Here is a 23696-nt window from a genome sequence, read left to right on the forward strand (position 1 = left end):
ATACAATATTTTATTCATTTATCTACCGATTGTTTGTGTGCTTGTCCAATAATATTAAATTTCATAAAAATCTATCATCCGATTATCCAATGTTAAGTAAAAAAGAATTGGGGAAAGCAGTCCAGGGGAAAATACTTTTATTTGAGAGAGAATGAAATTCCGGTTAAAAACCGTGTAGGTACTAGCTATTTTTTGTATACAGGTATACTTGTCCAATCCTTCTCAATAGATTCCGAATATTATATTAGGAATTCGTTAATTGGGAGGAATATTAATGTTTTTTTGGCTTTCTTTAACCACCTCTGTATTTATCATTATATTGTTATTTTATACAGTGAACTATATTGTTACTCTTTTCTATTCAAAACCTCCAACAGCTTTTGAACCAAATCAATTAATTATTAAATTTAATGAAAATGTATGTGAGCATAGAGCAGCGGAGATTCACCGTAAAAATAAATGTGAAATTTTAGAGGAAAATAACAGTTTGGGATATCACCTCGTATATACAAAAAAGAATATAAAAAAGCTTATTAATATCTACAACAAACTGGATGAAGTGGAGTATGTTGAACCCAATTATATTTTCAAAGCTTCTTATGTACCTAATGATTCCTTTTACCCTTTCCAATATGGTCCTCAAAAAGTACAAGCTCCTTCTGCTTGGGATGTGACTAGAAGTAATAGTAGTATAAAAATTGCAATTGTAGATACAGGTGTCCAACTTAACCATCCTGATTTAACTTCAAAACTTTTGTCAGGCTACAACTTTGTAGATGGGAATACAAATCCAAGCGACGGAAATGGACATGGGACTCACGTAGCTGGTATTGCTGCTGCAGCAACCAATAATGTTTCAGGTATTGCTGGCATGGCCCCTTTAGCTTCCATATTACCGCTTCGTGCACTTGATAATACTGGTAATGGCACCCTAACTAATATTGCGAACGCTATTATATATGCAGCCGACCAAGGCGCCCAGGTGATTAATTTAAGTTTAGGAGGCTCGCAGGGCTCTGTTACATTAGAAAATGCTATCAATTATGCTTGGGATAAAGGATCGACTATCTTAGCTGCTGCTGGTAATGAAGGCACTAATACCTTAACTTATCCAGCATATTACGAAAATGCAATCGCTGTAGCTTCTACAGACTCAAATGATCAGAAGTCTAGTTTTTCAAATTATGGGACATGGGTAGAAGTAGCAGCCCCTGGTTCTAATATTTTATCGACCTATATTGGCAGTAACTATGCGTATTTAAGCGGTACCTCCATGGCCTGCCCTCACGTAGCCGGATTAGCGGCCCTCTTGGCAGCTCAAGGGAAAAATAACGTGGAAATTAGAGAGGATATGCAATCTACAGCTGACCCCATCCTTGGCACAGGTTCATATTGGACTTACGGTCGGATTAATGCAAACCGAGCAGTTCGCTAAAGTTAATAAAAAATATCTCCAATTCAATTAGTTTCCTCTTACTTGTCCATTAATAATCTCATTCGATTCACAGATTCCCTTAACCATCTTTTCTTCTCACCTACACACTCTTGAACTTTCATAAAAATCACCTCTTGTTTCCCTTCTACTAAATTATTTTTAAAGAAACAAGAGGTTACATTTCATATTTACATATGACCTTACATAGTTAATTTACGTTCATTAATCATTGTATAAACTACCTCTTCATTGCTTTCTAAAAGTTCTTTAGTAGTGGTATTATGATTTTTCGCATGACGAGAAAAATTGGCTTTGCTATACCAATGATGACATAGGGGACATGGCAATTCATTCTCAATCTCATAATCAATTGACGTCCATCTTGTAGAAAATGAGGAAGGTTTGCCTGTATTGTTTTTTGTATATGGGGTGCTCTCATGATGTATAGACTTTTGTATACACTCTGTAGTCATAGCAACTTCATTTGTAGTCTTGTTGTATAGACTATCTTCTAATTCTTCTCTAATTAGTAAGAACCCAGCTTCTGACATAGATAATCCTAACTCCTCACAAAGCTGGCGAAAATGCTCATATATACTTTCTGGCAACCTAATAGGCAACACCTTACTTGGTTCTTTCGTTTTTGATTGACGAGCGTACTTATCTAATTTCCCCAACCCTATCACCTCGTATATACAATTTGTATACACATTCAATACAGAGGCTTTATCTTCCTGCTATCTTTCTAACTACATACTGTATACATTATGTAGTTGATGAATTTTTTATAGAGATATTAATTTAATCTAATTATTGATTACACGCTTTTTTTAACAATGCTCTTCAGTAACTCTATCCAAGAATTTGTTGTTATCATGCATTATCTTATTCCCATTCCCCCCCTCTACATCTCCCATCAGTTCACATAAAATGTTGTTCACCTTTCCCATTGTTTTCGAACCCTGATTCATTAATTGAACGTTCTAACCGTTTAAACCTTTTAGCTTTTTTTCTCGTACTGTTTACTCTTCAAAAAATGAGAATAACTTAAATTGTTCTTTCAAAAATCTTTGACAAGACATCCCATGTTCTTTCACTAGTTCATTAATTTTCACATAGGAACTGGATCAATGCTTCGTAAAAACTTATCCGTGACATTCGTTTCTTTTCTGTAAATTGTAGTTCTCCACTAAACAAGAGAGAAGAGCATAAGGGGTTTTTGCCCCCACCATAGGTATGGGGCTAGGCAGAGCCTAGCAAAACCGTGGGTACAAGAAAACCTGTTGAATGTGAACCTACTGTTGACTTAAACCCTGCCCTGTTAACCTACTGTGAACATGAAAAACTAATGATGTGAACCTACTGTGAACATGAAAAAAACACATGTTGACCTACTGTTGACATGTGTTTTTTACTTCATGGCTAAACCTTGTTGCTTTTCATTCAATTTTTGAAGCTTTTCTTGTAAATTTTTTTGTTCATCTTTATAGAGCTGAATGCTCTCATCATTGGATTATATCATATCCTTTTTCATTGCAATTTTTAATTTTGGACTGGCTACTTTATAGTTTTCTATTTTATTTTTCACAACACCTTTTTCTAACCCATGTGTATCTGCGCTTTTTAAAATGGTAATCGTTTATAGAATAGAAATCTATTTATAAACGATAAAAAATACTAAGGAAAATTACCCACTATGAAGAGGTGGCGAAAGGGTTTCTACTACGAATATTGGAATCATTGAAGGTATTTTCACTCACCAAATAGCATTTATAATTTAAAGATCTCTGCATTATAGATAATCCAAATTAAGTTATTACCGCGAAAATATGAATGCACATTAGATGAAAGTTCTCATCTAGTAAAGTTGGAAGAGTTAAAACGAAGACACTATATATTAAATATATTTTAGTTTTAAAAAGGTGTTTAAGATCTGTATAGAAAAGCAAAAGTATTTAAGCCAAAACATTCTCAACCAGAGGTCACCACCCCACCCACCAGATGCTGGCTAGAGCACCATTTTATTCATGAAAATGATGATAGAACGAAAAAAAATATCTTTAGATATCTTAATAAGATTTATATTCCCTAAGAAAGTTTTTTAATGAGCTGTTAGGTGAGTAAATTAGATTATAGCTTGTCCTTCTTCCAATAAGAGTTTGACATAATTCTGTGATTTTATCTAACTTACTTTCCATTTAAATGAGTAACGATTGGAAAATCTAGCTTTTTAATATAGATAATAAAATTACTTACAATAGCATATCTCCTTCAATAAGGAGATCTATTATAATGTGTGATTTCTGAGTACATGTTCGCAGCGTATACATCTAGATAGTCCTTTTAAAATAAAGAAGCAACCTCATTCTTTTCATAGGAGAGAGGTTGCTTTTTTATTTTGTTGAATTGTTGAATAGACATTTCTTTAGTCAAAATACAACATAAGGGATATGTAAATGCTATTTTATATATCCCGAGCATATATATATAAGGTGCACTTTTTATACATTTTTTCATTAATCACCTTTCTGAAGAACGTAGACAAATCAAGAATGTATAAAAAGCTGCATACTCCGGAAAAAGAACCCTCGGCAGAATCGTTCTGCAACAAGGGTTCTTTTTTTGGTGTGTACTGGAAGAGTCATTATGTTAACCATAGTTGTATGTCATATACAGCTTACAAATAGAAAAAGTTACTAAAAATCAGTAGCTTTTCTACTTGTAGCGAGGATTTCGAGTGGATGCTTCATCGCATCTTGTGTAGTTTACTCTAATTATTAGGTAGTATTCATACTAAGAAATTAATTAAGAAATTAATTAAAAAATAAGTTCATAAATCAATTATTTATTGCTTGTCCTGTTCTTTTTCAATAATGATGGCTATTTTATTAATAGCTTCTGTTAAATGATCTATTTTCTTTTCAAAGCGTAGTAGAAGATAAAAAGTAACAACAATAGGAAAACCAAAATTCCTGATAAGGTTAAGCCATTGTTCTATCTTAATTACCTCCTTTTAGATACCGTTATTCTATATAATATGCAGCTAAATGAAAAGAGTTTGGACATGTTCTAATACGTATAAAATGGCTTAATTCAGTGATTTCAACCGTTTTTATTCTTGAATAAGAAATTTAGGACAAGCATACAAACAATATTATTGATTTAGAATATTATATTTCATACTAATTAGGGATGGAATGAAACTTATGAAATCAAGGTCATCTAGAAGTAAAAGAACAGCAAATAGTGTAACAGAGTATCAATTAAAGAAATCTAGAATATCAAAAGTGAGTAATATTGCAGGCTTTTCGTTTCCACATCAAAGCTTTCAAGAACAAATTGTGGCTTTAGTAAATGAAGAAAGAAAGAGATCTGGTATTGCACCTCTTATGATTAATTTAAATTTGAGCAAAGTTGCAAATTTGAAGGCTGCTGATATGAGAGATAATAACTATTTTTCACATTATAGTCCTCAATATGGTACACCTTTTGAAATGTTTAAAAATTTTGGTGGTTCGTATCAATATGCTGCTGAAAATATTGCAGCTGGTTATATAACTCCTCAAGCAGCTTTTGAAGGTTGGAAAAATAGTCCTAGCCATTATGCTAGTATGTTAAATGCAAATTATAAGTACACTGGAATTGGTTATGTTCTTGGCCTAGAATCTAATCGATACAGAGCTTATTGGGTTCAATTGTTTAAAGGCTGATGAAACTTAGTATTTCTATAAGGTGAGTCTTTGTAATAATGACATTTGGACGTGCCTTCCTATAGAAAAAGCCATTAAAGTTCTTAGTCTCTAATGGCTTTTTTGTTCCGGTAACAGATTATATATTCATAGTCATCCTAAAAAATAAAAAAAAATCAGGTATCCCCAGTAAAAAGAGGCAGGCTTTTTCTGTAGCAGAATTTAATTTTGTGTGTCAAGTTTGGCAATATCTTGTGTAGTTTGCTCAAAAAATAAAATTTTATTTTCAATAGACAAGTTACCTAAAGGGGAATAAAGGAATATTATGCAGTTCGAATAAATTTCGTCTCACACTTAGAATCCTTTTAACTTTATTTTTCACCTTCATAATTTACAAAGTCAAAAAAAGAAAAAACAATCTGTATTGGAAGACAGATTGTTTTTTCTTTTAAATTAGACATGGCTTTATCGAAGTGGCATTCCAAGAGCCTTCTTTAATAATATTCAAAACCTTTTCAAACAATGAGTTCCAATAAAATCCATTATATTAATTAGACATACATATAATATATATCCTAAAAGACAGAAAAACTCCCGGGCATCGGTGAGTTTTTCTGTCTTTTAACAACTGCAAATTCGTCCGGGAGGTGAACTAATCTGCTGAAATTAAAGGGTATGGTTCTTTCATTCTATGTAAACTAATCTAAAGGGTTTATATATATTTCTATAAAATTAAATTTGCTGATTACATATCGTTACTCCTGTTAGTTCAACGCTTGAGGAATACGGGGAGCATTTTGATTTTCTATACATATTCTAAAAGTATTAAGCATATGGGGGGTGAATGTATGTTCTTTGGAGGTTATGGTGGCGGTTGCGGCTATGGTTACGGTGGAGGCGGCTGTGGTTTTGGCAGTGGTTTCGCTTTGATCATCGTATTGTTTATTTTATTAATCATTATCGGCGCTTCTTGTTTTGGCGGCTTTGCCGGTGGTTGCTAATAATTAAAGATTATCTTTCTTTTAATTATTATTTACCTTTATTTTCTATTTAAAAAAGTTAGCTTTGTGCTAGCTTTTTTTGTTTGTTAATTATGTATTTATAGTATTATAAACTCTTATATTTATAATACAAAAGAAACTAATGATAAATAGCAACAATCTTTTTAAATTAAATTCTAGGAGTAAACATGCTCGCTAATATTTACAGATACATATAATGCGTTAGCCCATGTAAATTGTATTCGTACTTCTTTACTCAAATTTTATAAAAAGGAGTGATACTATGTCTAGTTATGGTGGATGTGGACTTGGTGAAGGTTTTGCCTTTCTAATTGTCTTATTTATTCTTCTTGTCATTATTAGATGTAGTTGTTTTAGTGGTGGCTAGGGAGGTTATTGTTAATTCAATAATAATCCTTTCAATTATCAAAATATTTTTTCACTAGTAAGTATTTTGCTTATACCAAATTTCATTCTCTTCATAACATATATTATAGGGTTATCGGGAGGTGAAGTTATGCCAGGACGTCGTAGTGGAGACCGTCGTACATCTCGTTCTAGATTAGATGGTTTTCGAAGAGGAGATGAAATCCAAGTTTTTTCTGCTGGAAGACAACTTGATGGAAACGGTACGTTTATTCGAGTAGAAGGTGGCTTTTTAGTGTGGGAAGATAATTCTGGAGTTAGAAATGCTACTAGCTTAGAAGGCATCAGTGTCCGTAGAGTAAGAAGACGTTATTACTGATATTTTGGACGGGCTATTAGTTTTTAAAAATAGAGTCAACTTAACTTGACCTAAAAGGCACTAAGGCAATCAAAAAAGGAGAAAATATGTGTTGTTGGAATTTCTTTGGTTGCGGTTATAGATGTCGTCGTAGAAGTTGTTGTGAGAACTATAATAACAATTCTGGCAGTTGTAACTTTGTTAGTTATGGTAATTATAGTGGTAACTCTAATAATGGATATAACTATGGCAGAAATCATAGCCATGGCAATAATAAGAATCATCATTCTGATTATTGCCATGGCTCTTCAAAATGTTAATTTTATAGATAAGAAGGCTTGTTCATATCTATGAACAAGCCTTCTTATCTATAAAATCCTCTCTTAGGTAATATTTTCACTTTAAAGCCTTATAAGTTTTAACCTTTCAAAGCAGAAAGAAAATGATAAAACAACATTTTTTAGTAGTGTACAAGCATTCCTTTATTTATTGAATAGTATATCAAGAAAGGTATATAGAAAGGGTGATAAAAATAATCAAGAGTAATAAAAGGAAAAAGGAAAATGATTACTTTCAACCTCAACCAGAGCTTCCTTTGGCAACTACTATTGATTTGGCTGTTGTGGGTGATAGCCATGTAGGTTTTTTAAATAGTCAAAGTATGTTTAATACTCTCTTGCAGAGAGTAGTTAATAATGGTAACAAAAGATATATTATTTTCGGTGGAGACGATGTACACGCTTTGGGTGCTTCTTCGTCACAAGTAGCTGAAACATATTATCAACAATTCACCAATATTTTAAATAGCGTTTTAGGATCAATTCCTTTTAGATCATCTATAGGAAATTGGGAAGCTACTAATAGAAATAACAGTAGAATCCTATTTCGACAATATATCAATCGTTATTTAACCGGATATAGAAGTATTCCTGGAACACAAGGACTGGTGCGGCATGTTTGGCTAGACAACGGGCGTGGAGGGGTATTTAGCCAGGATAGTTTAAACTTATTAAGCAGTCTAGATCCTAATTATTACTATATTATTGATTTTCATTGGCCATTGAGAGTTCCAGGGATAACTAATGAAATACACGGTGATCATGTTATAACTCAAGTGGAAACAAACATGTTTTTTAATGCAATACCTTCTAATGTGAGGAATAGAATTTTAGCGATTTTCACTCATCATGCACATAAATTTTTTACCAACTCAGTTAATATCCATCCTAATTTTCCTAATACTCCATTTTTTGTAACAGGATGTTCAGGGGATTACGCGTGTGTGTCCAATGAGCGGGGTTATTATGAGTTGAATTTGACAGTTCAAAATAATATAGCTACTTTGCGAACTACAAAAACTCTTGTTCAATAACTGTGAGATAAAGAAAATTAAACTTTGAGAGTAGATAATGGCGCCTTAGGCAACTATCTATTCTTAGGTCCTTAAAAAAGCAGGCTCTCATAAATATGGAAATGCTATATTTATTTCGTATTTACATAATTTCGCTTCTAAAAACTAATTAAATCCTTTTCCTCATAACGTAATATTCTTAGTATATATGGAGGCACTAATGAAAATTATACATAATTCAAATTTACATGTTTAGTTAAAATAAATTTGTGCTATATTGGAAGATAAAACTACCCATTAAGTTTTAAATAAGGTGGTTTTATCTTCTTTTTTATAATGTATTTCTAGAAAATAAGACAAGGAGGATTTTTATGAGTAATATTATTAATTTTAACGAGTTCCAAAGACATAAAAAAATGAAGAAGTTTCTTCGCTTTATTTTAGTAATAGGAGTAATTAGTGTCTTCTGTATATTTGCTTACGTACTAATCGTAAAAGGAAGATATCCCCTGGCTGAGTACCCTCCCTACATTGAGGCTAAACCATAATAACTGATGATGGACTCCTATTTATACTCTTTTATTAAGATGCAGATTTAAGTTTATTCGTTAAACGTAAAAAAGCTTCTTTGTCCTTATTCCTTAAAGACTGATCAATTTCTTCAAGAATTTTACCTTTTTTGAAATCCTTCATTACTTGACCCAAGAACAGTTCAGCTAACATTTCATCAGATATACTTGTTTCAACTTGACTCATTTTGTTGGACATATTATTTTCCATAAACTATTAACCCCTTTATCATCTCTATTTTGTAAACAGTATTTCCTTTTTTCATTGTTTTAATACGAGATTGATAGATAAAATAGCACCTAGAATAATATGTAATCAAGAACAACCTGACAAAAAGAATAATGCTAACACTAGATCTTGACAACGAAAGTAAGTAAATTCTTCACCGAATAATTATTACATAAATCTTTTCTATAAAACATAATATTTTTTCAATTAAGAATCTGATACTAAAATATGCATTATTTTGACTAGTTTCTTCTTATTTAAATAGTCTCCATATTTATCTTATTTTCGTATTGTTTTACTAGTTTATAGAACGTTGTCTTTTTTACATTCGCTTCCTTCATTGCCTGCACGGCTGTAATTTCCTTTTCTTTCCATCTGTTATAAACTCCAATGAATTCTTCACTGACTTGAGCTTTGGGTCGGCCAAAAGATATACCCTTAGTTAACGCAGCATCAATTCCCTCACGTTGACGCTTGCGAATACGATCTCGTTCTTCTTGAGCCATCCAAGACAGAATTTGCAGGACTAAATCCGCAATAAATGTTCCTAGACTGTCCTTATACTGAGTTGTATCTAACAACGGCATATCTAAAACTACAATGTCTGCCTCAATCTCTTTTGTGATGGCATTCCATTCCTGAAGAATTTCTTCTTTATTACGACCGAAACGATCTAACGAATGAATATAAAGGATATCCCCTTTACGCATCATTCGTTTTAATAATTGATACTGTTCTCGATTAAAGTTTTTTCCACTTTGTTTATCAATGAAAATATCGCGAGAAGAAATGCCAACTTCCTGCATCGATTGAAGTTGACGACCTTCATTTTGATCTCGGCTGCTTACACGTATGTATCCAAATCTTCTATTTTCCATTTTTATACTCCTTTTGTGATTCTCTTCATCTTATTTTACCAAAATCGTTCGTAAAAGTGTATGAATTCCAGAGAACGTTCGTAATTCATTTTCAAACTTAAACGAACGATAAAAATAATAGATTTCTTATACAAAAGAAAAGTTCGTAAAAGTATACTTTTATGAACAGTTTACTTGGTTCTGCTTCAAAGTGTTAAAAGAATAAAGTTAAGGGTTTTTCTCGAATTGTTGAGATTTTTCAATGTCACCAAAATAAAAAGGTAAATTAACCTTTTTTATAAATTAATTTACTTTCAATTTGATTTTAATACTTTGTTATATTTTTTGGATTATAATGGAATTACCAACGTGATTATCCTTCTTTTAACTTGCTTTTCACATAGAGCAAGTCTTTTTATGTTTATCGTCCCAAACTTCAAGAAAAATATATAGCTGATACTTTGCCTTTATACTTCATCAGTATTTAACTTACTTTTTAAAGAATATTGAATGAATGAAATAAAACGAGTAACATGCTTGATTAAGTAAACCTCTTAGGGTCATGATTTGCTTCTTGAATTAAAACCCCACTATTTTGTGGGAGAAAAACATAACATATACGTATCCCACATGCAGAGAAATGATTTCTGAGGAAATTAACTTTTATTTTATTGATAACTGATCACCTAATGCAAATTTCAACGTTTTAAAAGCGTTAAATTTTAAATCAAAGTCTCCATACCTAAATAAAAGACACTGTCTTTTTAACAGTGTCTTTTACTCATACTTTTATTCATGCTTCTATACCTCTTTTTAATAAGAGCACTAGATGTTGTTTTTAAATTTCTTTTTATACGTATTAAACTAAGAAACAAATAAACAACACATCAAGAATAGACGAATTAATAATAAATCGCTTTAGATTATATACACTTAGATTTTTCTAATAAGTCGATGATTGGGATGTGAAGAATAATTTATCTTCTAGCGAGTATTTTTATTATTAGTACCTTAGATATTGAAGAATTCTAAGGTTTAATCAAATTTTATAGATGTAATATCCACGTTTCACCTGATTAATATGAGGTTCAACTTGTTGAATAGTTCGAAAAATGGATGCGAAACTATCTGTATTATAATTTATTGTATCTTTTAAATGTTGTAAAATATCTTTAGATTTCATCCTCTTGTTAGGGTGACTTTTCAATAGGTAAATTGATTCGGCAATAGCTTGTTGCCTCTTATTTTCTTTTCTAATTACCATCTGATCCAAGTCTTGTAGTTTTTTCAACTCTTTACGTAGTTTTCTCCTTTCTATATGTAAATCTATCATTGATTTATTTATCTCCATCAATCTCTCCTGTAAATATATTTTTTTCTCTTTCAAGTTTCCTCACCTTAAATAATTTTTAATAAATAGTGTCATGGTTTCATACGAAAAAATTTCAAATTTGTAATAATAGATACATATATATGAAGTGGAATTTTAAAAAATGAGTGCATTTAATGAGGATCTAAACTAATTGACTTTTAAAGGATTGTTTTAGATTTCGACGATTCCGTCCCCTGTCCACTTTTATATAATCCCTTGTACAGGCAATAACTATATTGATTAATGAATTCTATATAGGATAAAAACAGAAGAAACTACCAATGCTAAATCAGTAGTTTCTTCCGTTACACGCAACTTATTTGAGGATTGATGCCGCACAACGTCCTGATTAATTTGATAAAAATATAAAATTTTATGAGTAATTTATAAATAAAAATCTAAATTTATAGTGTTTTGTCAGACAATCCCATTATTTGAATAATTCTAGTTTTTTACTCGTTCTGTGAATTGCAATAATTCATTGTTAGGCCCGTAAAATAAAACCATACGTCCACCTTCAAGTGTTGGTTGGGGTTCAGAGGATAAAAATTCAATCCCTTTTTCCTTGTAATGATTAATTGCTTCGTTAATATTCTCTACTGTAAATGCAAGATGATTTACAATTCCACTTTTACTATATTCACCAATAGGATTTATATCTCGGATCAACTCAATCTCCATGTTGGGCTGCTCTTTCAAATATAAAAACGCCATCTCTTTTGTTTCAGAAGCCCCTTGAAGACGAACTTTAAATCCAAACATGTCTGAATAGTATCTGATAGAATCCTCCATACTAGCAACTATAATAGCTGTATGTTCCATTTTCGTAATCAATATAATTCTTCCTTTCGATATACAAACGTGAATCTATATAGAAAATATCCTCACTTTGTATTTGCTTCGCATAATTTAGTCTTGTTATACAGTAGCTACTTGATTGGCTAATAATAAGTATAAAGCTTGAGTTCCTTTATTTTCTTGTTTATCTTCTTCAAGCTTTTCATATAAAGATTTAGCTAATTTTAGCCCTGGCGTATATAATTTCATTTCTTCAGCACTTTCTATAGCAATCTTCATGTCTTTAATAAAATGTTTAATATAAAAACCTGGTTCAAAGTCTCCTTTAATCATTCTTGGAGCTAAATTACTTAAAGACCAACTGCCTGCCGCACCTGTTTCAATACTTTGTAACACTACATTTGGATCTAAACCAGCCTTTTCAGCATATAAAATAGCTTCGCATACACCTATCATGTTAGAAGCAATGGCAATTTGGTTACACATCTTAGTATGTTGACCTGATCCAGGTCCACCTTGTAACACAATATTAGTACCCATTAATTCAAGAATAGGTTTAACATAGTCGAAGTCTTCTTTTAGTCCGCCTACCATAATAGCTAACTTTGCTTGTTGTGCTCCTACGTCTCCCCCAGAAACAGGAGCATCTAGTGTATGTATTCCTCTCTCTATCGCTTTTGAGTGAATATCACGTGCAAGTATAGGACTAGAAGTTGTCATATCTATCGCATATGTGCCTTTTTTAGCTTTATTTAAAATTCCTTCTTCCCCTAAATAAACTTCTTCTACATCTTGAGGGTATCCAACCATGGTGATGATAATATCAGATTGTTCAGCTAATTCACCTACTGTCTCTATCCATACTGCTCCTTTATCCACTAATTCTTTAGCACGTGATTGAGTACGGTTATAAACCAATACTTTGTGACCCTCATTTAAAATATGACCAGCCATGCTTTTTCCCATTACACCTGTTCCAATAAATCCTATAGTCTTATGATTGTTACTCATAAAGTTATAGCACCATCCTTTGTCTAAATGTTCTATCAATTTTAAAATAATACAATTATATACAAATTAAGTCAATGTTTTTACAAAATAATCTAAAAATTTCAAATAAATGTTGATTTCTAAAAATATTACTTATAGAATATGTAATTATTTGGATTTAAATGTAAAATTTTTGAACTGAAAATCACAAAGGAGATGAAAAAATTGAACGTAACAATGACAAAGACACACAAGCTAGGTAATACCCATAGTGTAAACGAGATCTATTTGAGTGAAGAACAGAAAGAGAAGCTTCAAACTTTGTTACCATTTCACACTACAAATGACGAGAGCTATTTTTTGAAAGTAAAAAACTTATTAGGTTTTGTGTTGGAACAAATAATGTTTGAAGACTCTACTTACAAGCAAAAAGTGGAAGAGTTTAAAAATGGAGAAAATCATATTTTAGTTGTTAGGAATTTTCCTATTGAGAAAAACTTACCCCCTACTCCTTATACTGGCTATTGCAGACTAGATGATTTACCCCTTTCGACAGCTTTATCCTTTGCAATGATGGGGGTTTTAGACGTTAACCCTATTACTTATAAGGGAGAAAACGATGGTTACATTGTGAGACATGTTTCACCTTCAGTAGCAGCTATTTCTGATATAAGTTCTCATGGATCTAAAATAGAATTTGGTATGCACGTCGATAATCCAGACCTTCCGTTAATAACCGAACCTGTAAATGACTTATCTGGATGCCCAGAGTATCTTTCTTTACACAGTTTAAGATCAAATGTATCTGTTCCTACAAAGGTTATGCTCCTAGACGATGTGATTAAATATCTCTCAAAAAGCTCTTTAGAAGAATTGCAAAAAGCTCAATTCATTATAAAACGTCCAGATTCATTCGTTGGTATGGACGTGAAAACGGATTTATTGCCTATCCTTTCTTATAGTCAAGAACTAGGATTTATTTCGAGATATGACAAACAAAATGTTGAGGGCCATACGGAGCTAGCTCAAGCTGCCTTGAAAGAGTTTCAATCAATTATAGATAGCAGTGATAAAATCAATAAATTTGTTCTTCAACCAGGGGATTATGTTATATTCCGAAACCAAAAGACACTTCACTCTCGTGAAGGTTTTACCCCTAATTTTAATGGTATAGATAGATGGATGATTCGGCTATTTGGGATTAAAGATTTAAATAGGGGGATTCCTGCTCAGAATGAAAAACCTTATGTATTAAAGGCTTAATTTAAAATATAAATTATAAGATGGTGATTGTGATGGCAGAGATATTTGATGGTGGTATAACCATAACTTTAGTGTTATTTTTTTGTTGCTTCCTAGCAGGATTTATTGACAGTGTAGCTGGTGGAGGAGGACTAATTATGGTCCCTTCCTTCATCTTAGCAGGGTTTCCTGCCCAAACCGCCCTTGCACAGGAGAAACTAGTAGGAACAATTGGAACCATGGTAGCTATAAGAAACTATATGAAAAACAAAAAAATTGTTTGGAAAATTGCAAGTTACGGTATTATAACAGCAATAATAGGCGCTTATGTTGGTGCTAAACTTATCCTTTTTTTCGATGAGGAACTTGTAGGGAAAATTATTGTATTCTTATTTCCAATTGGTCTTATCCTAACAATTTTACCTAAAAAACAGCATACTTCTGAGGCTTCAATGCCTAGTGGAAAGTTAGCTTTATTTATTGTTTTATTTGTTTGTTTCACAGCAGGATTTTATGATGGATTCTTTGGACCTGGAACGGGCAGCTTAATGATTATTCTATTTCACTACGTAGTGAAATTTACCTTATTGGAAGCCTCAGCCACATCTAAAATTTTTAATTTTGCTTCTAATATTGGGGCTTTGATTGCCTTCATTATAGGAGGGCATGTACTGCTATTAAAAGGTATTCCTATGATTTTAGGAAATATATTAGGAAATTATATAGGGAGTAACATGGCTATTAAACAAGGGGATACTTTTATTAAAAAGACTCTTATTACTTCCTTATCAATATTATTTATTTCCCTAATATATAAATACTTTTTTCATGACCTTGCATTGAGTCTTTTTAAATGAAAATTTCCTTTTAAAAAACTTTCGCTAAATTATACAAAAATATATTAAACTAATGGATAATTCTGAAAAAAGTGTTATTATATATTGGTAATGTTCGTTATTCGAAAGTCCTGAAATAAAGTTTCAGGACTTTTTCCTATGAACCAGTTAATTTCCTTTGCCTCAAATTACTATTGGAAGGTTATTTACCATAACAAATATTAGAGGTAATTAAAAATTACAACGCGTTGATTCCTATTAAATTTATGTTCTATCTCTTCCGTTGTTTATATTCCTATGAACAAGGTACTTAAATCTGTTACAAGCTGTTAAAGGAATTATTATCGTTAACAAAATAAAGAAGCAACCTCTGCAGTGGACGGGAGGTTGCTCAAAAATAGGGTTACGTTGAAATTTGTAAAAAATAGTCTGACTTTTAATATATCATATTTGTATACAAAATCAATTATTTGAACCGTTCTGCATATGTATAAAAGGTGCACTTTTTATACATCATCCTTCCATTTGGGTATCGAGTAAACGTAGTCATATCAAGGATGTATAAAAAGCTGCATACTCCGGAAAAAGAACCCTTGGCGGAACCGTTCTGCGTGAACTGAACCCAAAAAGTTAGACAATTTATATTTAAGCAACGTAGTTGGCATGAGTACGGTATTCGACTGGACTCATGCCTTTCAATTTTTCCTTAATTCGAGTGTTATTGTAGTAGTGTATATATTCTTTTAGCTCTCTCTCAAAATGGGCCATATCTTTAAATTGTTGAAGGTATAAAAGCTCTGACTTCAATAAGCCAAAGAAATTCTCTATGACGGCATTATCTAGACAGTTTCCCTTACGGGACATACTTTGAATAATATTATTTTGTTGGAGTGCTTTTTTGTACTTCGACATTCTATAGTGCCAACCCTGATCTGAATGGAGAATGACTTTTTCTCCATTTTTTAAGCATTTTAATGCTTGATCAAGCATCTTACCTACCAAAGGATAGATAGGCTTTGATTCGATGTGATAAGAGATAATTTCACCGTTAAAAAGATCCAGTATAGGGGATAAATAAAGCTTTTTGCCAAACAGATGAAACTCTGTGACATCTGTTACCCATTTTTGATTAGGCTGAGTAGCTTGAAAATCACGCTGCAGGACATTAGGAGCTGTTTCTCCCACATTTCCTTTATAAGAACGATATTTTTTAACTCGAACTAAACATTTTAATCCTAATTCTTTCATTAAACGACGTACAGTTTTATGATTCAGTACATAGCCTTGGCGTCTGAGCTCCAGTGTAATACGACGATATCCATAACGTCCCTTATGATGATGAAATATTTCTTGAATGAGGCTCTTCATATCCCCATATTTATCAATACGATTGGAAGAAGCATTTAACCAATAATAATAGGTACTGCGCGCAAGGTTAGATACAAGTAGTAGTAGTTTTAAGTTAAATTGTTTCCTTAGTTCGTGTACTACTTCTGCTTTTTCTCGTGTTGAGATGTTTTCTGAACTAAGGATTTCAACTTTTTTAAATAAGCATTCTCCGCACGTAAATATTCTAGCTCAGCTTGTAGAGCATCGATTGATTGAGTAGTGGGGTTTTCTTGTTTAGTTTTTATTTTTTTCATGGATGGACGCCTCTTTCCCTTAGGTTTTAGGGCATCAATACCACCATTCTCATAAAGAGTTTGCCACCTTTTAAGCGTTCTTCTAGATTTGATATTGAAGATGGCAGCTGTTTCTCTTATTGACGTACCCTGTTCTTTCATATAGTTGAGTACATCTAGTTTATCTTTTACTGAGTACCTTGCATAGGAATTTTTAAACGCTTCGTCCCCATGATATTGAAAACGTTGAACCCAACTACGCACATCTCCTTCATCCGCCCCTATAGAATCTCCGATTCTTTTAAAAGATCCTTCATTAGATAAGTATTTTTTCACAGCCATTAGTTTCTCTTCTTCTGAAAATCTCTTCATAAAAACTGCGCCTCCAATTGGTTAGATTATGTCTAACAATTGGGGCGCAGTCCAGCGACAAGGGTTCTTTTTTGTGGTGTGTACCGGAAAGAGACATTATGTTAACTAACTTTGTATAGAGTATACAGCTGAAAGAGAAAAAACTACCGAACAGGGGTCAGTCCCCAGGGATCAGTAGTTTTTTCTCTTTCCTGAATGGTCAATAGTTGGTTGACTTTGCAGAGCGTCCTGAGTAGTTTGCTCAAATGATAAAAAATTATTCATAATGGACAATTAACTTAAAGATGATTTGGTGAATAGAGTGTAAGTATTATTGATTAGCTTTTAACATCAAGACTTTATAGGGTCGCCCGTCTTTCCAGGAAAATGATGTTCTATATATAGAGAGAGAACATAGACTATTCATTAGTCCATATCTTTCTTTGACAAAAAGTAGGTGATTATGTGTTTTATTCATCTTTCTACACTCCCTTTTCTTACACTTTCTATCCTTATTTTGTCCCTTCTTTCCAACGACCTACTGGCTTTGTACTCGATTCTAATGGAGAAATTAATAGTTGGTGGGGTAATTATCCATTGGGGAATCCAGCTAAAGCACCAAAGTATTATGGTGCAGGAGAATCTCCTATTTCTGGACCTCTCGTACCTTTTAGTTTAAGAGGCTATTATTAACTATAAGTGGTTAAAAGGGATTATTTGGGGACTACTATTTCATGTCTGTTGCTACTAGCATCTCTACGCATTTAATTTATATTTGCAGTATAGGGAGGAATACAAATGCCATCTGTGGTAGGCGCAGTTAATATTAATAGTTTATTCGGCACAGCACCGACTGTTGAGTTTGGTGATTGCTTTAAAATTTCACCTAAAGCTACTGATATGACAAAAGTCGGAGCTGGATCAGGTAATGTAGGCAACTTTTTAAATATTATAAATGAGAAAAACTCAACTAATAATAAGAATGGTAGTATATTCAGTCAAAATATAGCTGGTAATTTATAATAAAAAAAGGTTGCCTACGATTGTATATTGTATACAACTAAAAAAACAGAAAAGCCTATCTCTTCCCAGTCAAAAGAGGTAGGTTTTTTCTGTTGCAAAATTTAGTTGTATGTGTCAATGTTTGGCGACATCTTGTTTAGTTTGCTCAAAAAATAAAATCTTATTCTCAAGAGGCAAATTACTTAAAGGAAAATAAAAGCATACGATGTATATCGAGTAATTTTCGTCTCACAGGTATAATCCATTTAACTTTATTTTTCACCTTCATAATTTACAAAGTCAAAAAAAGAAAAAACAATCTGTATTCTAATACAGATTGTTTTTTCTTTTAAAGGGAGATGGCTTATCGAAGTGGCATTCCTATAGCCTTCTCTAATAATGTTCAAAACCTTTCCAGATAATGAATTCCAATAAAGTCCCTTACATTAGCTGAACATATATATGATATATATCTAAAAAGCAGAAAAACTCCCTGCCGCCTGGGAGTTTTTCTGCTTTTTAACAACTGCAAATCTGTTAGGGAGGGTAACCGATCTACTGGGATTCAATGGGATGGTTCATTCATTCTATGTAAAGTAATCTAATGGATACATATAATGCGTTAGCCCATATAAATTGTTTACCTACTCCTTTAGTTTTACTCAAACCTTATAAAAGGAGTGATAGTATGTCTAATTGTGGTGGATATGGATTTGGTGGAGGTTTTGCTCTTCTAATTGTCCTATTTATTCTTCTTGTCATTATTGGATGTAGTTGTTTTGGTGGCGGCTACGGAGGCTACTGCTAATACAACAAGAGCCTTTCACTTGAGAGGCTTTTACATAAACTAATTTATTTTCAAATCTTTTTGATAGGCAAGTTACTAAAAGATTCTTGATGCATAGGATGTAGTCAATGCACTCCAATACTTCTGTGAGTACCCTTTGTTTTTGGATGCATCCCTTACTAATTTAAAAACCTCCTGACTCTCGCCAAAATCAGGAGGTTTTTGCCGTTCATATCAACAAGATTTGGAGGTTATTAATATGCACATTGTATAATATGCCGACTCTTTAAAAATGCATGGACAAGTATAACTAGTCTTTTACTTTACAGAGACATTTTTTGTTTTTAATAAGCATTTTACTTATACCAAATTTCATTTCCTTCATAGCATGTGCTATAAGGTTATTTGGAGGTGAAGTTATGCCAGGACGTCGTAGTGGAGACCGTCGTACATCTCGTTCTAGATTAGATGGTTTTCGAAGAGGGGATGAAATCCAAGTTTTTTCTGCTGGAAGACAACTTGATGGAAACGGTACGTTTATTCGAGTAGAAGGTGGCTTTTTAGTATGGGAAGACAATTCTGGAGTTAGAAATGCTACTAGTTTAGAAGGTATCAGTGTTCGTCTAGTAAGAAGACGTTATTGCTAATATTTTGGACGGGCTCTAATTTTATATACACAGAAAAGCTCCTTGATTTTTACAAAGGAGCTTTTTATAAGATTTTAACTATAAATAAAGAAGGGGAAGTATTTTATTTACATAGCTTATAATCAACTTAAGTTGATTAAACCTGCCTTAAGGCAGATAAGTTTTATTAAAATTAGGAAAAATCAATTCCATAATGCTCTAGCCTAATATTTATTTTATTTGTGTTAGGCAAGTTACCTAATGAAGAATGAAAGCATAAATTACAATAAGTGTTCAAAAGAGAAAGGAGTAGGTTTATGCCTTATTCTATTATTGTTGGTAATGTATTGACTAACGGGATTACTCAAAACGGAAATCTAGATTTTGGTCATACAGTACACAATAGTCATACAGCGAATTCAAAATGGGTAGGAGCTTGTATTTCTATGGGTAATTTCTCTCCTTCTACGTCTTGGATGGCTAACGGAAACTTTGATCCAGATATTAGTGACCAAGATCAAATTGCGAACCCTTCTATGCCAATATCGGGGCAACTTTAAGAATAAAGGAGCATACTTTTTATGCCATGTAATATTAATGTTCAAAACTTTAATGCTAATGGAGTTACAGAAAATGCAAATTTAGATATAGGTAACAACGTTCAAAATAGCCATACAGCTAATTCGAAATCAGTAGGATCCTGTTTTTCTTTTGGTAATACATCGCCTTCAGTGTCTCACATGTTGAATAATAATTTTGATCCAGATGTAAGTGATCAAGGGCAAATAGATAATACTTCAAACACTTAAATTTTATTAAATAATGAGTATAAAAATATTCTTTTTGTTCACTTTTAATTTTAAAATTAATTACTAAAAAAGCTTCTAGATATTTAATTCAGAAGCTTTTTTTCATAGGTGACAATAAGTACAAGCTAAATAAAATAGAAAACATAAAATATTGTATCCATGCTAAAGGGAGAGAAAATATATGTGTTGTTGGAATTTCTTTGGTTGTGGTTGTAGACGTCGTTGTAGATGTGGTTATTCGAACTATAACAACAATTATGGTGGTTGCTCTTGTGGTAGAAATAATCACCACCACCACAATAACGATCATAACTCTTATAATCAAGGTAATAACAATTGTAGTTGCAAGGATAGAAATAATCATCATCACCAAAATCATAAATGTAATTGTGGACATAATAGTCATTCGAATTATTAACTTTAGCTAATTTATAAGTAAAAGGCTTGCTCATACATTTGAACAAGCCTTTTTTATTTACACAATTTCTTGCTAACAGCTAAGGCCTGGTCCTTACTTGTTTGATCTGTTTATCGTTGTACTTCTTAATCTTGTTATTTGCTGTCTTTGTTGTGCATGTTCTTGACTATGGATAGCTTGTTGAATAGCATTAAAAACGGTATTTAGGGTTCTGGTGCGAAAATTAAAAAACATATGCAAGTAACCTCCCAAACTTGAACATACTGATACTAGGATTCTAAAAAAGGGGATGCGATTAGTATGAAAAAGCAAAATCTATTCAAATGGAAACATTATCAGCCTGATATTATTTTATTAACTGTGAGATGGTACCTACGGTACAACCTCAGTTTTCGTGATATAGTGGAAATGATTGAAGAACGCGGATTATCGATTTTTCATACAACGATTATGCGTTGGATTCATCAGTATGGTCTGAACTAGATGAACGGGTACCGTGTCGCCTTAAGCTAATCAATGATTCCTAGAGAGTAGATGAAACGTATATTAAGGTAAAAGGTTAATGGATGTACCTGTATCGGGCAGTTAATTCAAAAGGAAATACGATTGATTTTTATTTAAGGAAAACAAGAGGTCATAAGGCTGCAAAACCCTTTTTCAAGAAAGCTTTGCGGTCTTTCTTTTCATGTTTCAACGCCCCGTGTCATAACAGTCGATAAGAATCCAGCCTATCCCGTGGCTATCGAAGAGTTGAAGAAAGAGAAAAAGATGCCCGTAGGCATCTACATAAGGCGGATAAAATATCTAAATAACATCGTGGAACAAGATCACCGTTTTATTAAGAATCGTGTTCGTTCGATGTTAGGGTTGAAATCATTTCATACAGCCACTTACATACTGAGTGGCATAGAAGTCATGCATATGCTGAAAAAGAAGCAAGTTCACCAAGAGGTGAAGTCTGCCCAAAGTAGAAAAGAATTCATCCATCAACTGTTTGGGTTAGCTTCATAAGCTAGTAATTCAAGGGAACCTAACGTTTTATTTTTCTAGCGAATGTTTTTTACACCACAACCGTGGAACTTCCTAAATTCGGTACCGTTGATGGCGTGGCTATTATAGCTAAGCCTACGGCAGAAACTGCAACAGCTTGTTTCTCTTTTCACCATATAAAAACCCATCATTTATCTACCACAAATAAAAGAGCAGTTTGCATTTGCAAACTGCTCTTTTGATGACCCGTACGGGATTCGAACCCGTGTTACCGCCGTGAAAGGGCGGTGTCTTAACCGCTTGACCAACGGGCCATGATTATTTTTTAAGTTTAACTTAACTGTTTATTATACTGGTGGGCCTAAGTGGACTCGAACCACCGACCTCACGCTTATCAGGCGTGCGCTCTAACCAGCTGAGCTATAGGCCCTTTACTTGGAGCGGGTGATGAGAATCGAACTCACGACATCAGCTTGGAAGGCTGAGGTTTTACCATTAAACTACACCCGCATATTTTCTTAAAATGGCGGTCCCGACGGGAATCGAACCCGCGATCTCCTGCGTGACAGGCAGGCATGTTAACCGCTACACCACGGGACCAAAATAGAAAATGGCGGAGGAAGAGGGATTCGAACCCCCGCGGGCTTTAACACCCCTGTCGGTTTTCAAGACCGATCCCTTCAGCCGGACTTGGGTATTCCTCCGTATACTGTATGGTGGAGCCTAGCGGGATCGAACCGCTGACCTCCTGCGTGCAAGGCAGGCGCTCTCCCAGCTGAGCTAAGGCCCCATCATGGTACTGGTACTCGTGGTCGGGAAGACAGGATTCGAACCTGCGACCCCTTGGTCCCAAACCAAGTGCTCTACCAAGCTGAGCTACTTCCCGTTTATGGCGCGCCCGAGAGGAGTCGAACCCCTAACCTTTTGATCCGTAGTCAAACGCTCTATCCAATTGAGCTACGGGCGCTTATTAAAATGGTGCCGAGGGCCGGACTTGAACCGGCACGGTAGTCACCTACCGCAGGATTTTAAGTCCTGTGTGTCTGCCAATTCCACCACCCCGGCAGGACTTATACGTGGAGGCGGCAACCGGATTTGAACCGGTGATAAAGGTTTTGCAGACCTTGGCCTTACCACTTGGCTATGCCGCCAATATATATGGAGCGGAAGACGAGGTTCGAACTCGCGACCCCCACCTTGGCAAGGTGGTGTTCTACCACTGAACTACTTCCGCGCATTTATCTAAATTAAGATGCGGGTGAAGGGACTTGAACCCCCACGTCATAAGACACTAGATCCTAAGTCTAGCGCGTCTGCCAATTCCGCCACACCCGCGTGTAAATATAACTGGTGAGCCATGAAGGACTCGAACCTTCGACCCTCTGATTAAAAGTCAGATGCTCTACCAACTGAGCTAATGGCTCTCTATGGCTGGGCTAGCTGGATTCGAACCAACGCATGACGGAATCAAAATCCGTTGCCTTACCGCTTGGCGATAGCCCAATAAAGATGGTGGAGGGGGGCAGATTCGAACTGCCGAACCCGAAGGAGCGGATTTACAGTCCGCCGCGTTTAGCCACTTCGCTACCCCTCCGATATAAATGGTGCCGGCAAGAGGACTTGAACCCCCAACCTACTGATTACAAGTCAGTTGCTCTACCAGTTGAGCTACACCGGCACGATGGTGGAGGATGACGGGATCGAACCGCCGACCCCCTGCTTGTAAGGCAGGTGCTCTCCCAGCTGAGCTAATCCTCCAAAAAGATCTATATAAGCGCTTTGATAAGCGTTATTTTCATTACTTATAATAGAATATTTCAAATAAAAAACCCCTATGCTCTTTTATAAGAGACTCATAAGGGGTCTTATTAATTGCCTGGCAACGTCCTACTCTCACAGGGACAAAGTCCCAACTACCATTGGCGCTAAAGAGCTTAACTTCCGTGTTCGGTATGGGAACGGGTGTGACCTCTTCGCTATCGCCACCAGACAAGAGAT

Annotated in this window: 22 protein-coding genes, 17 tRNA genes, 1 rRNA gene and 1 pseudogene; 15 read left to right on the forward strand and 26 right to left on the reverse strand. The window is 34.0% G+C overall.

Features of this window, described 5'->3' with window-relative positions; genetic code table 11:
* The first annotated feature begins 274 nt into the window (after positions 1-274).
* Positions 275-1435 (forward strand): S8 family peptidase, encoded by a 1161-nt coding sequence (locus tag AC0KUU_RS27230; protein WP_473453891.1) that lies wholly within the window; start codon positions 275-277, stop codon positions 1433-1435.
* Between the two features lie 200 nt (positions 1436-1635).
* On the opposite strand, the gene AC0KUU_RS27235 is transcribed toward AC0KUU_RS27230, so the two are convergent.
* Both AC0KUU_RS27235 and AC0KUU_RS27240 read right to left on the reverse strand, forming a co-directional pair.
* Entirely contained in the window at positions 1636-2112 is a 477-nt protein-coding gene (locus AC0KUU_RS27235; protein ID WP_456318518.1) for a hypothetical protein, read from the reverse strand.
* A gap of 2168 nt (positions 2113-4280) precedes the next feature.
* On the reverse strand, positions 4281-4439 hold the full coding sequence (locus AC0KUU_RS27240; protein WP_473453909.1) for a YvrJ family protein: 159 nt from the start codon (positions 4437-4439) through the stop codon (positions 4281-4283).
* Positions 4440-4641: 202 nt separating this feature from the next.
* Between AC0KUU_RS27240 and AC0KUU_RS27245 the strand changes: the two genes are divergently transcribed.
* The 6 genes from AC0KUU_RS27245 (at position 4642) to AC0KUU_RS27270 (ending at position 8748) form a co-directional block, all read left to right on the forward strand.
* Entirely contained in the window at positions 4642-5145 is a 504-nt protein-coding gene (locus tag AC0KUU_RS27245; RefSeq protein ID WP_473453893.1) for a CAP domain-containing protein, read from the forward strand.
* Between the two features lie 827 nt (positions 5146-5972).
* Entirely contained in the window at positions 5973-6125 is a 153-nt protein-coding gene (locus AC0KUU_RS27250) for a YjcZ family sporulation protein (protein WP_165574679.1), read from the forward strand.
* A gap of 283 nt (positions 6126-6408) precedes the next feature.
* Positions 6409-6513 (forward strand): YjcZ family sporulation protein, encoded by a 105-nt coding sequence (locus AC0KUU_RS27255; RefSeq protein WP_165574680.1) that lies wholly within the window; start codon positions 6409-6411, stop codon positions 6511-6513.
* Between the two features lie 129 nt (positions 6514-6642).
* Entirely contained in the window at positions 6643-6870 is a 228-nt protein-coding gene (locus AC0KUU_RS27260) for a hypothetical protein (protein ID WP_162213322.1), read from the forward strand.
* 502 nt (positions 6871-7372) lie between these two features.
* Positions 7373-8221: a hypothetical protein gene (locus AC0KUU_RS27265; protein WP_473453896.1), complete on the forward strand. Its 849-nt coding sequence runs from the start codon at positions 7373-7375 to the stop codon at positions 8219-8221.
* Positions 8222-8571: 350 nt separating this feature from the next.
* A complete protein-coding gene (locus AC0KUU_RS27270; protein WP_473453898.1) occupies positions 8572-8748 on the forward strand; it encodes a hypothetical protein in 177 nt (58 codons plus the stop codon).
* A 34-nt stretch (positions 8749-8782) separates the two neighbouring features.
* On the opposite strand, the gene AC0KUU_RS27275 is transcribed toward AC0KUU_RS27270, so the two are convergent.
* The 5 genes from AC0KUU_RS27275 to AC0KUU_RS27295 form a co-directional block, all read right to left on the reverse strand.
* Positions 8783-8980, reverse strand: coding sequence for an IDEAL domain-containing protein (locus AC0KUU_RS27275; protein ID WP_162213320.1), 198 nt, complete (start codon positions 8978-8980; stop codon positions 8783-8785).
* 275 nt (positions 8981-9255) lie between these two features.
* Entirely contained in the window at positions 9256-9876 is a 621-nt protein-coding gene (locus AC0KUU_RS27280; protein ID WP_165574682.1) for a recombinase family protein, read from the reverse strand.
* 1018 nt (positions 9877-10894) lie between these two features.
* Complete coding sequence (locus AC0KUU_RS27285) at positions 10895-11242, reverse strand: Rok-like winged helix domain-containing protein (protein ID WP_157842255.1); 348 nt, start codon at positions 11240-11242, stop codon at positions 10895-10897.
* A 429-nt stretch (positions 11243-11671) separates the two neighbouring features.
* A complete protein-coding gene (locus tag AC0KUU_RS27290) occupies positions 11672-12061 on the reverse strand; it encodes a VOC family protein (RefSeq protein WP_043978978.1) in 390 nt (129 codons plus the stop codon).
* Between the two features lie 84 nt (positions 12062-12145).
* Complete coding sequence (locus AC0KUU_RS27295; protein WP_043978975.1) at positions 12146-13036, reverse strand: NAD(P)-dependent oxidoreductase; 891 nt, start codon at positions 13034-13036, stop codon at positions 12146-12148.
* A 204-nt stretch (positions 13037-13240) separates the two neighbouring features.
* Between AC0KUU_RS27295 and AC0KUU_RS27300 the strand changes: the two genes are divergently transcribed.
* Positions 13241-14278, forward strand: a complete 1038-nt coding sequence (locus AC0KUU_RS27300; protein WP_473453900.1) for a TauD/TfdA family dioxygenase — start codon at positions 13241-13243, stop codon at positions 14276-14278.
* A gap of 32 nt (positions 14279-14310) precedes the next feature.
* Positions 14311-15114 (forward strand): sulfite exporter TauE/SafE family protein, encoded by an 804-nt coding sequence (locus tag AC0KUU_RS27305; RefSeq protein WP_473453902.1) that lies wholly within the window; start codon positions 14311-14313, stop codon positions 15112-15114.
* A 624-nt stretch (positions 15115-15738) separates the two neighbouring features.
* On the opposite strand, the gene AC0KUU_RS27310 is transcribed toward AC0KUU_RS27305, so the two are convergent.
* Positions 15739-17087 (reverse strand): IS3 family transposase gene (locus AC0KUU_RS27310; RefSeq protein WP_473453904.1). Its coding sequence is split into 2 segments (ribosomal slippage): positions 15739-16640 and positions 16640-17087, totalling 1350 coding nucleotides; the frame shifts between segments, so codons are not numbered across the junction.
* Between the two features lie 777 nt (positions 17088-17864).
* Between AC0KUU_RS27310 and AC0KUU_RS27315 the strand changes: the two genes are divergently transcribed.
* The 6 genes and pseudogenes from AC0KUU_RS27315 (at position 17865) to AC0KUU_RS27340 (ending at position 21719) form a co-directional block, all read left to right on the forward strand.
* Positions 17865-18089, forward strand: coding sequence for a spore germination protein (locus AC0KUU_RS27315; protein WP_456318523.1), 225 nt, complete (start codon positions 17865-17867; stop codon positions 18087-18089).
* A 667-nt stretch (positions 18090-18756) separates the two neighbouring features.
* A complete protein-coding gene (locus AC0KUU_RS27320) occupies positions 18757-18876 on the forward strand; it encodes a YjcZ family sporulation protein (protein WP_114897466.1) in 120 nt (39 codons plus the stop codon).
* Positions 18877-19274: 398 nt separating this feature from the next.
* Positions 19275-19502, forward strand: a complete 228-nt coding sequence (locus AC0KUU_RS27325) for a hypothetical protein (protein ID WP_165574688.1) — start codon at positions 19275-19277, stop codon at positions 19500-19502.
* Positions 19503-19798: 296 nt separating this feature from the next.
* On the forward strand, positions 19799-20041 hold the full coding sequence (locus AC0KUU_RS27330; RefSeq protein ID WP_043977113.1) for a spore germination protein: 243 nt from the start codon (positions 19799-19801) through the stop codon (positions 20039-20041).
* Positions 20042-20062: 21 nt separating this feature from the next.
* Positions 20063-20290, forward strand: coding sequence for a spore germination protein (locus AC0KUU_RS27335; protein ID WP_473453907.1), 228 nt, complete (start codon positions 20063-20065; stop codon positions 20288-20290).
* 718 nt (positions 20291-21008) lie between these two features.
* Positions 21009-21719 (forward strand): annotated as a pseudogene (locus tag AC0KUU_RS27340) (IS6 family transposase).
* 221 nt (positions 21720-21940) lie between these two features.
* On the opposite strand, the gene AC0KUU_RS27345 reads toward AC0KUU_RS27340, so the two are convergent.
* From AC0KUU_RS27345 to rrf, 18 genes are all read right to left on the reverse strand, one after another.
* Positions 21941-22012: transfer RNA gene (locus AC0KUU_RS27345), tRNA-Glu, on the reverse strand.
* Between the two features lie 39 nt (positions 22013-22051).
* Positions 22052-22128 (reverse strand) — tRNA-Ile (locus AC0KUU_RS27350).
* A 6-nt stretch (positions 22129-22134) separates the two neighbouring features.
* Positions 22135-22208: transfer RNA gene (locus tag AC0KUU_RS27355), tRNA-Gly, on the reverse strand.
* A 14-nt stretch (positions 22209-22222) separates the two neighbouring features.
* Positions 22223-22298 (reverse strand) — tRNA-Asp (locus tag AC0KUU_RS27360).
* Between the two features lie 11 nt (positions 22299-22309).
* A tRNA-Ser gene (locus AC0KUU_RS27365) sits at positions 22310-22402 on the reverse strand.
* 10 nt (positions 22403-22412) lie between these two features.
* Positions 22413-22488: transfer RNA gene (locus AC0KUU_RS27370), tRNA-Ala, on the reverse strand.
* A 19-nt stretch (positions 22489-22507) separates the two neighbouring features.
* Positions 22508-22584: transfer RNA gene (locus AC0KUU_RS27375), tRNA-Pro, on the reverse strand.
* A gap of 4 nt (positions 22585-22588) precedes the next feature.
* Positions 22589-22665, reverse strand: a tRNA-Arg gene (locus AC0KUU_RS27380).
* A gap of 9 nt (positions 22666-22674) precedes the next feature.
* A tRNA-Leu gene (locus AC0KUU_RS27385) sits at positions 22675-22763 on the reverse strand.
* A gap of 12 nt (positions 22764-22775) precedes the next feature.
* Positions 22776-22849 (reverse strand) — tRNA-Cys (locus AC0KUU_RS27390).
* An 8-nt stretch (positions 22850-22857) separates the two neighbouring features.
* A tRNA-Gly gene (locus AC0KUU_RS27395) sits at positions 22858-22932 on the reverse strand.
* Between the two features lie 19 nt (positions 22933-22951).
* A tRNA-Leu gene (locus tag AC0KUU_RS27400) sits at positions 22952-23033 on the reverse strand.
* Between the two features lie 13 nt (positions 23034-23046).
* Positions 23047-23122: transfer RNA gene (locus AC0KUU_RS27405), tRNA-Lys, on the reverse strand.
* A gap of 4 nt (positions 23123-23126) precedes the next feature.
* Positions 23127-23201, reverse strand: a tRNA-Gln gene (locus AC0KUU_RS27410).
* A gap of 7 nt (positions 23202-23208) precedes the next feature.
* Positions 23209-23292: transfer RNA gene (locus AC0KUU_RS27415), tRNA-Tyr, on the reverse strand.
* A gap of 8 nt (positions 23293-23300) precedes the next feature.
* Positions 23301-23376 (reverse strand) — tRNA-Thr (locus tag AC0KUU_RS27420).
* 4 nt (positions 23377-23380) lie between these two features.
* Positions 23381-23456 (reverse strand) — tRNA-Val (locus AC0KUU_RS27425).
* A 116-nt stretch (positions 23457-23572) separates the two neighbouring features.
* A 5S ribosomal RNA gene (rrf, locus tag AC0KUU_RS27430) occupies positions 23573-23688 on the reverse strand.
* Positions 23689-23696: the final 8 nt, after the last annotated feature.

The sequence above is a fragment of the Priestia sp. ST2 genome, from assembly GCF_055810735.1.

Bases quoted from the DNA above. Each gene is read 5' to 3' on its own strand.
- AC0KUU_RS27230 (WP_473453891.1), top strand. From the start codon at position 275: ATGTTTTTTTGGCTTTCTTTAACCACCTCTGTATTTATCATTATATTG.
- AC0KUU_RS27245 (WP_473453893.1), top strand. From the start codon at position 4,642: ATGAAATCAAGGTCATCTAGAAGTAAAAGAACAGCAAATAGTGTAACA.
- AC0KUU_RS27250 (WP_165574679.1), top strand. From the start codon at position 5,973: ATGTTCTTTGGAGGTTATGGTGGCGGTTGCGGCTATGGTTACGGTGGA.
- AC0KUU_RS27255 (WP_165574680.1), top strand. From the start codon at position 6,409: ATGTCTAGTTATGGTGGATGTGGACTTGGTGAAGGTTTTGCCTTTCTA.
- AC0KUU_RS27260 (WP_162213322.1), top strand. From the start codon at position 6,643: ATGCCAGGACGTCGTAGTGGAGACCGTCGTACATCTCGTTCTAGATTA.
- AC0KUU_RS27270 (WP_473453898.1), top strand. From the start codon at position 8,572: ATGAGTAATATTATTAATTTTAACGAGTTCCAAAGACATAAAAAAATG.
- AC0KUU_RS27275 (WP_162213320.1), bottom strand. From the start codon at position 8,980: ATGGAAAATAATATGTCCAACAAAATGAGTCAAGTTGAAACAAGTATA.
- AC0KUU_RS27280 (WP_165574682.1), bottom strand. From the start codon at position 9,876: ATGGAAAATAGAAGATTTGGATACATACGTGTAAGCAGCCGAGATCAA.
- AC0KUU_RS27295 (WP_043978975.1), bottom strand. From the start codon at position 13,036: ATGAGTAACAATCATAAGACTATAGGATTTATTGGAACAGGTGTAATG.
- AC0KUU_RS27305 (WP_473453902.1), top strand. From the start codon at position 14,311: ATGGCAGAGATATTTGATGGTGGTATAACCATAACTTTAGTGTTATTT.
- AC0KUU_RS27315 (WP_456318523.1), top strand. From the start codon at position 17,865: ATGCCATCTGTGGTAGGCGCAGTTAATATTAATAGTTTATTCGGCACA.
- AC0KUU_RS27320 (WP_114897466.1), top strand. From the start codon at position 18,757: ATGTCTAATTGTGGTGGATATGGATTTGGTGGAGGTTTTGCTCTTCTA.
- AC0KUU_RS27325 (WP_165574688.1), top strand. From the start codon at position 19,275: ATGCCAGGACGTCGTAGTGGAGACCGTCGTACATCTCGTTCTAGATTA.
- AC0KUU_RS27330 (WP_043977113.1), top strand. From the start codon at position 19,799: ATGCCTTATTCTATTATTGTTGGTAATGTATTGACTAACGGGATTACT.
- AC0KUU_RS27335 (WP_473453907.1), top strand. From the start codon at position 20,063: ATGCCATGTAATATTAATGTTCAAAACTTTAATGCTAATGGAGTTACA.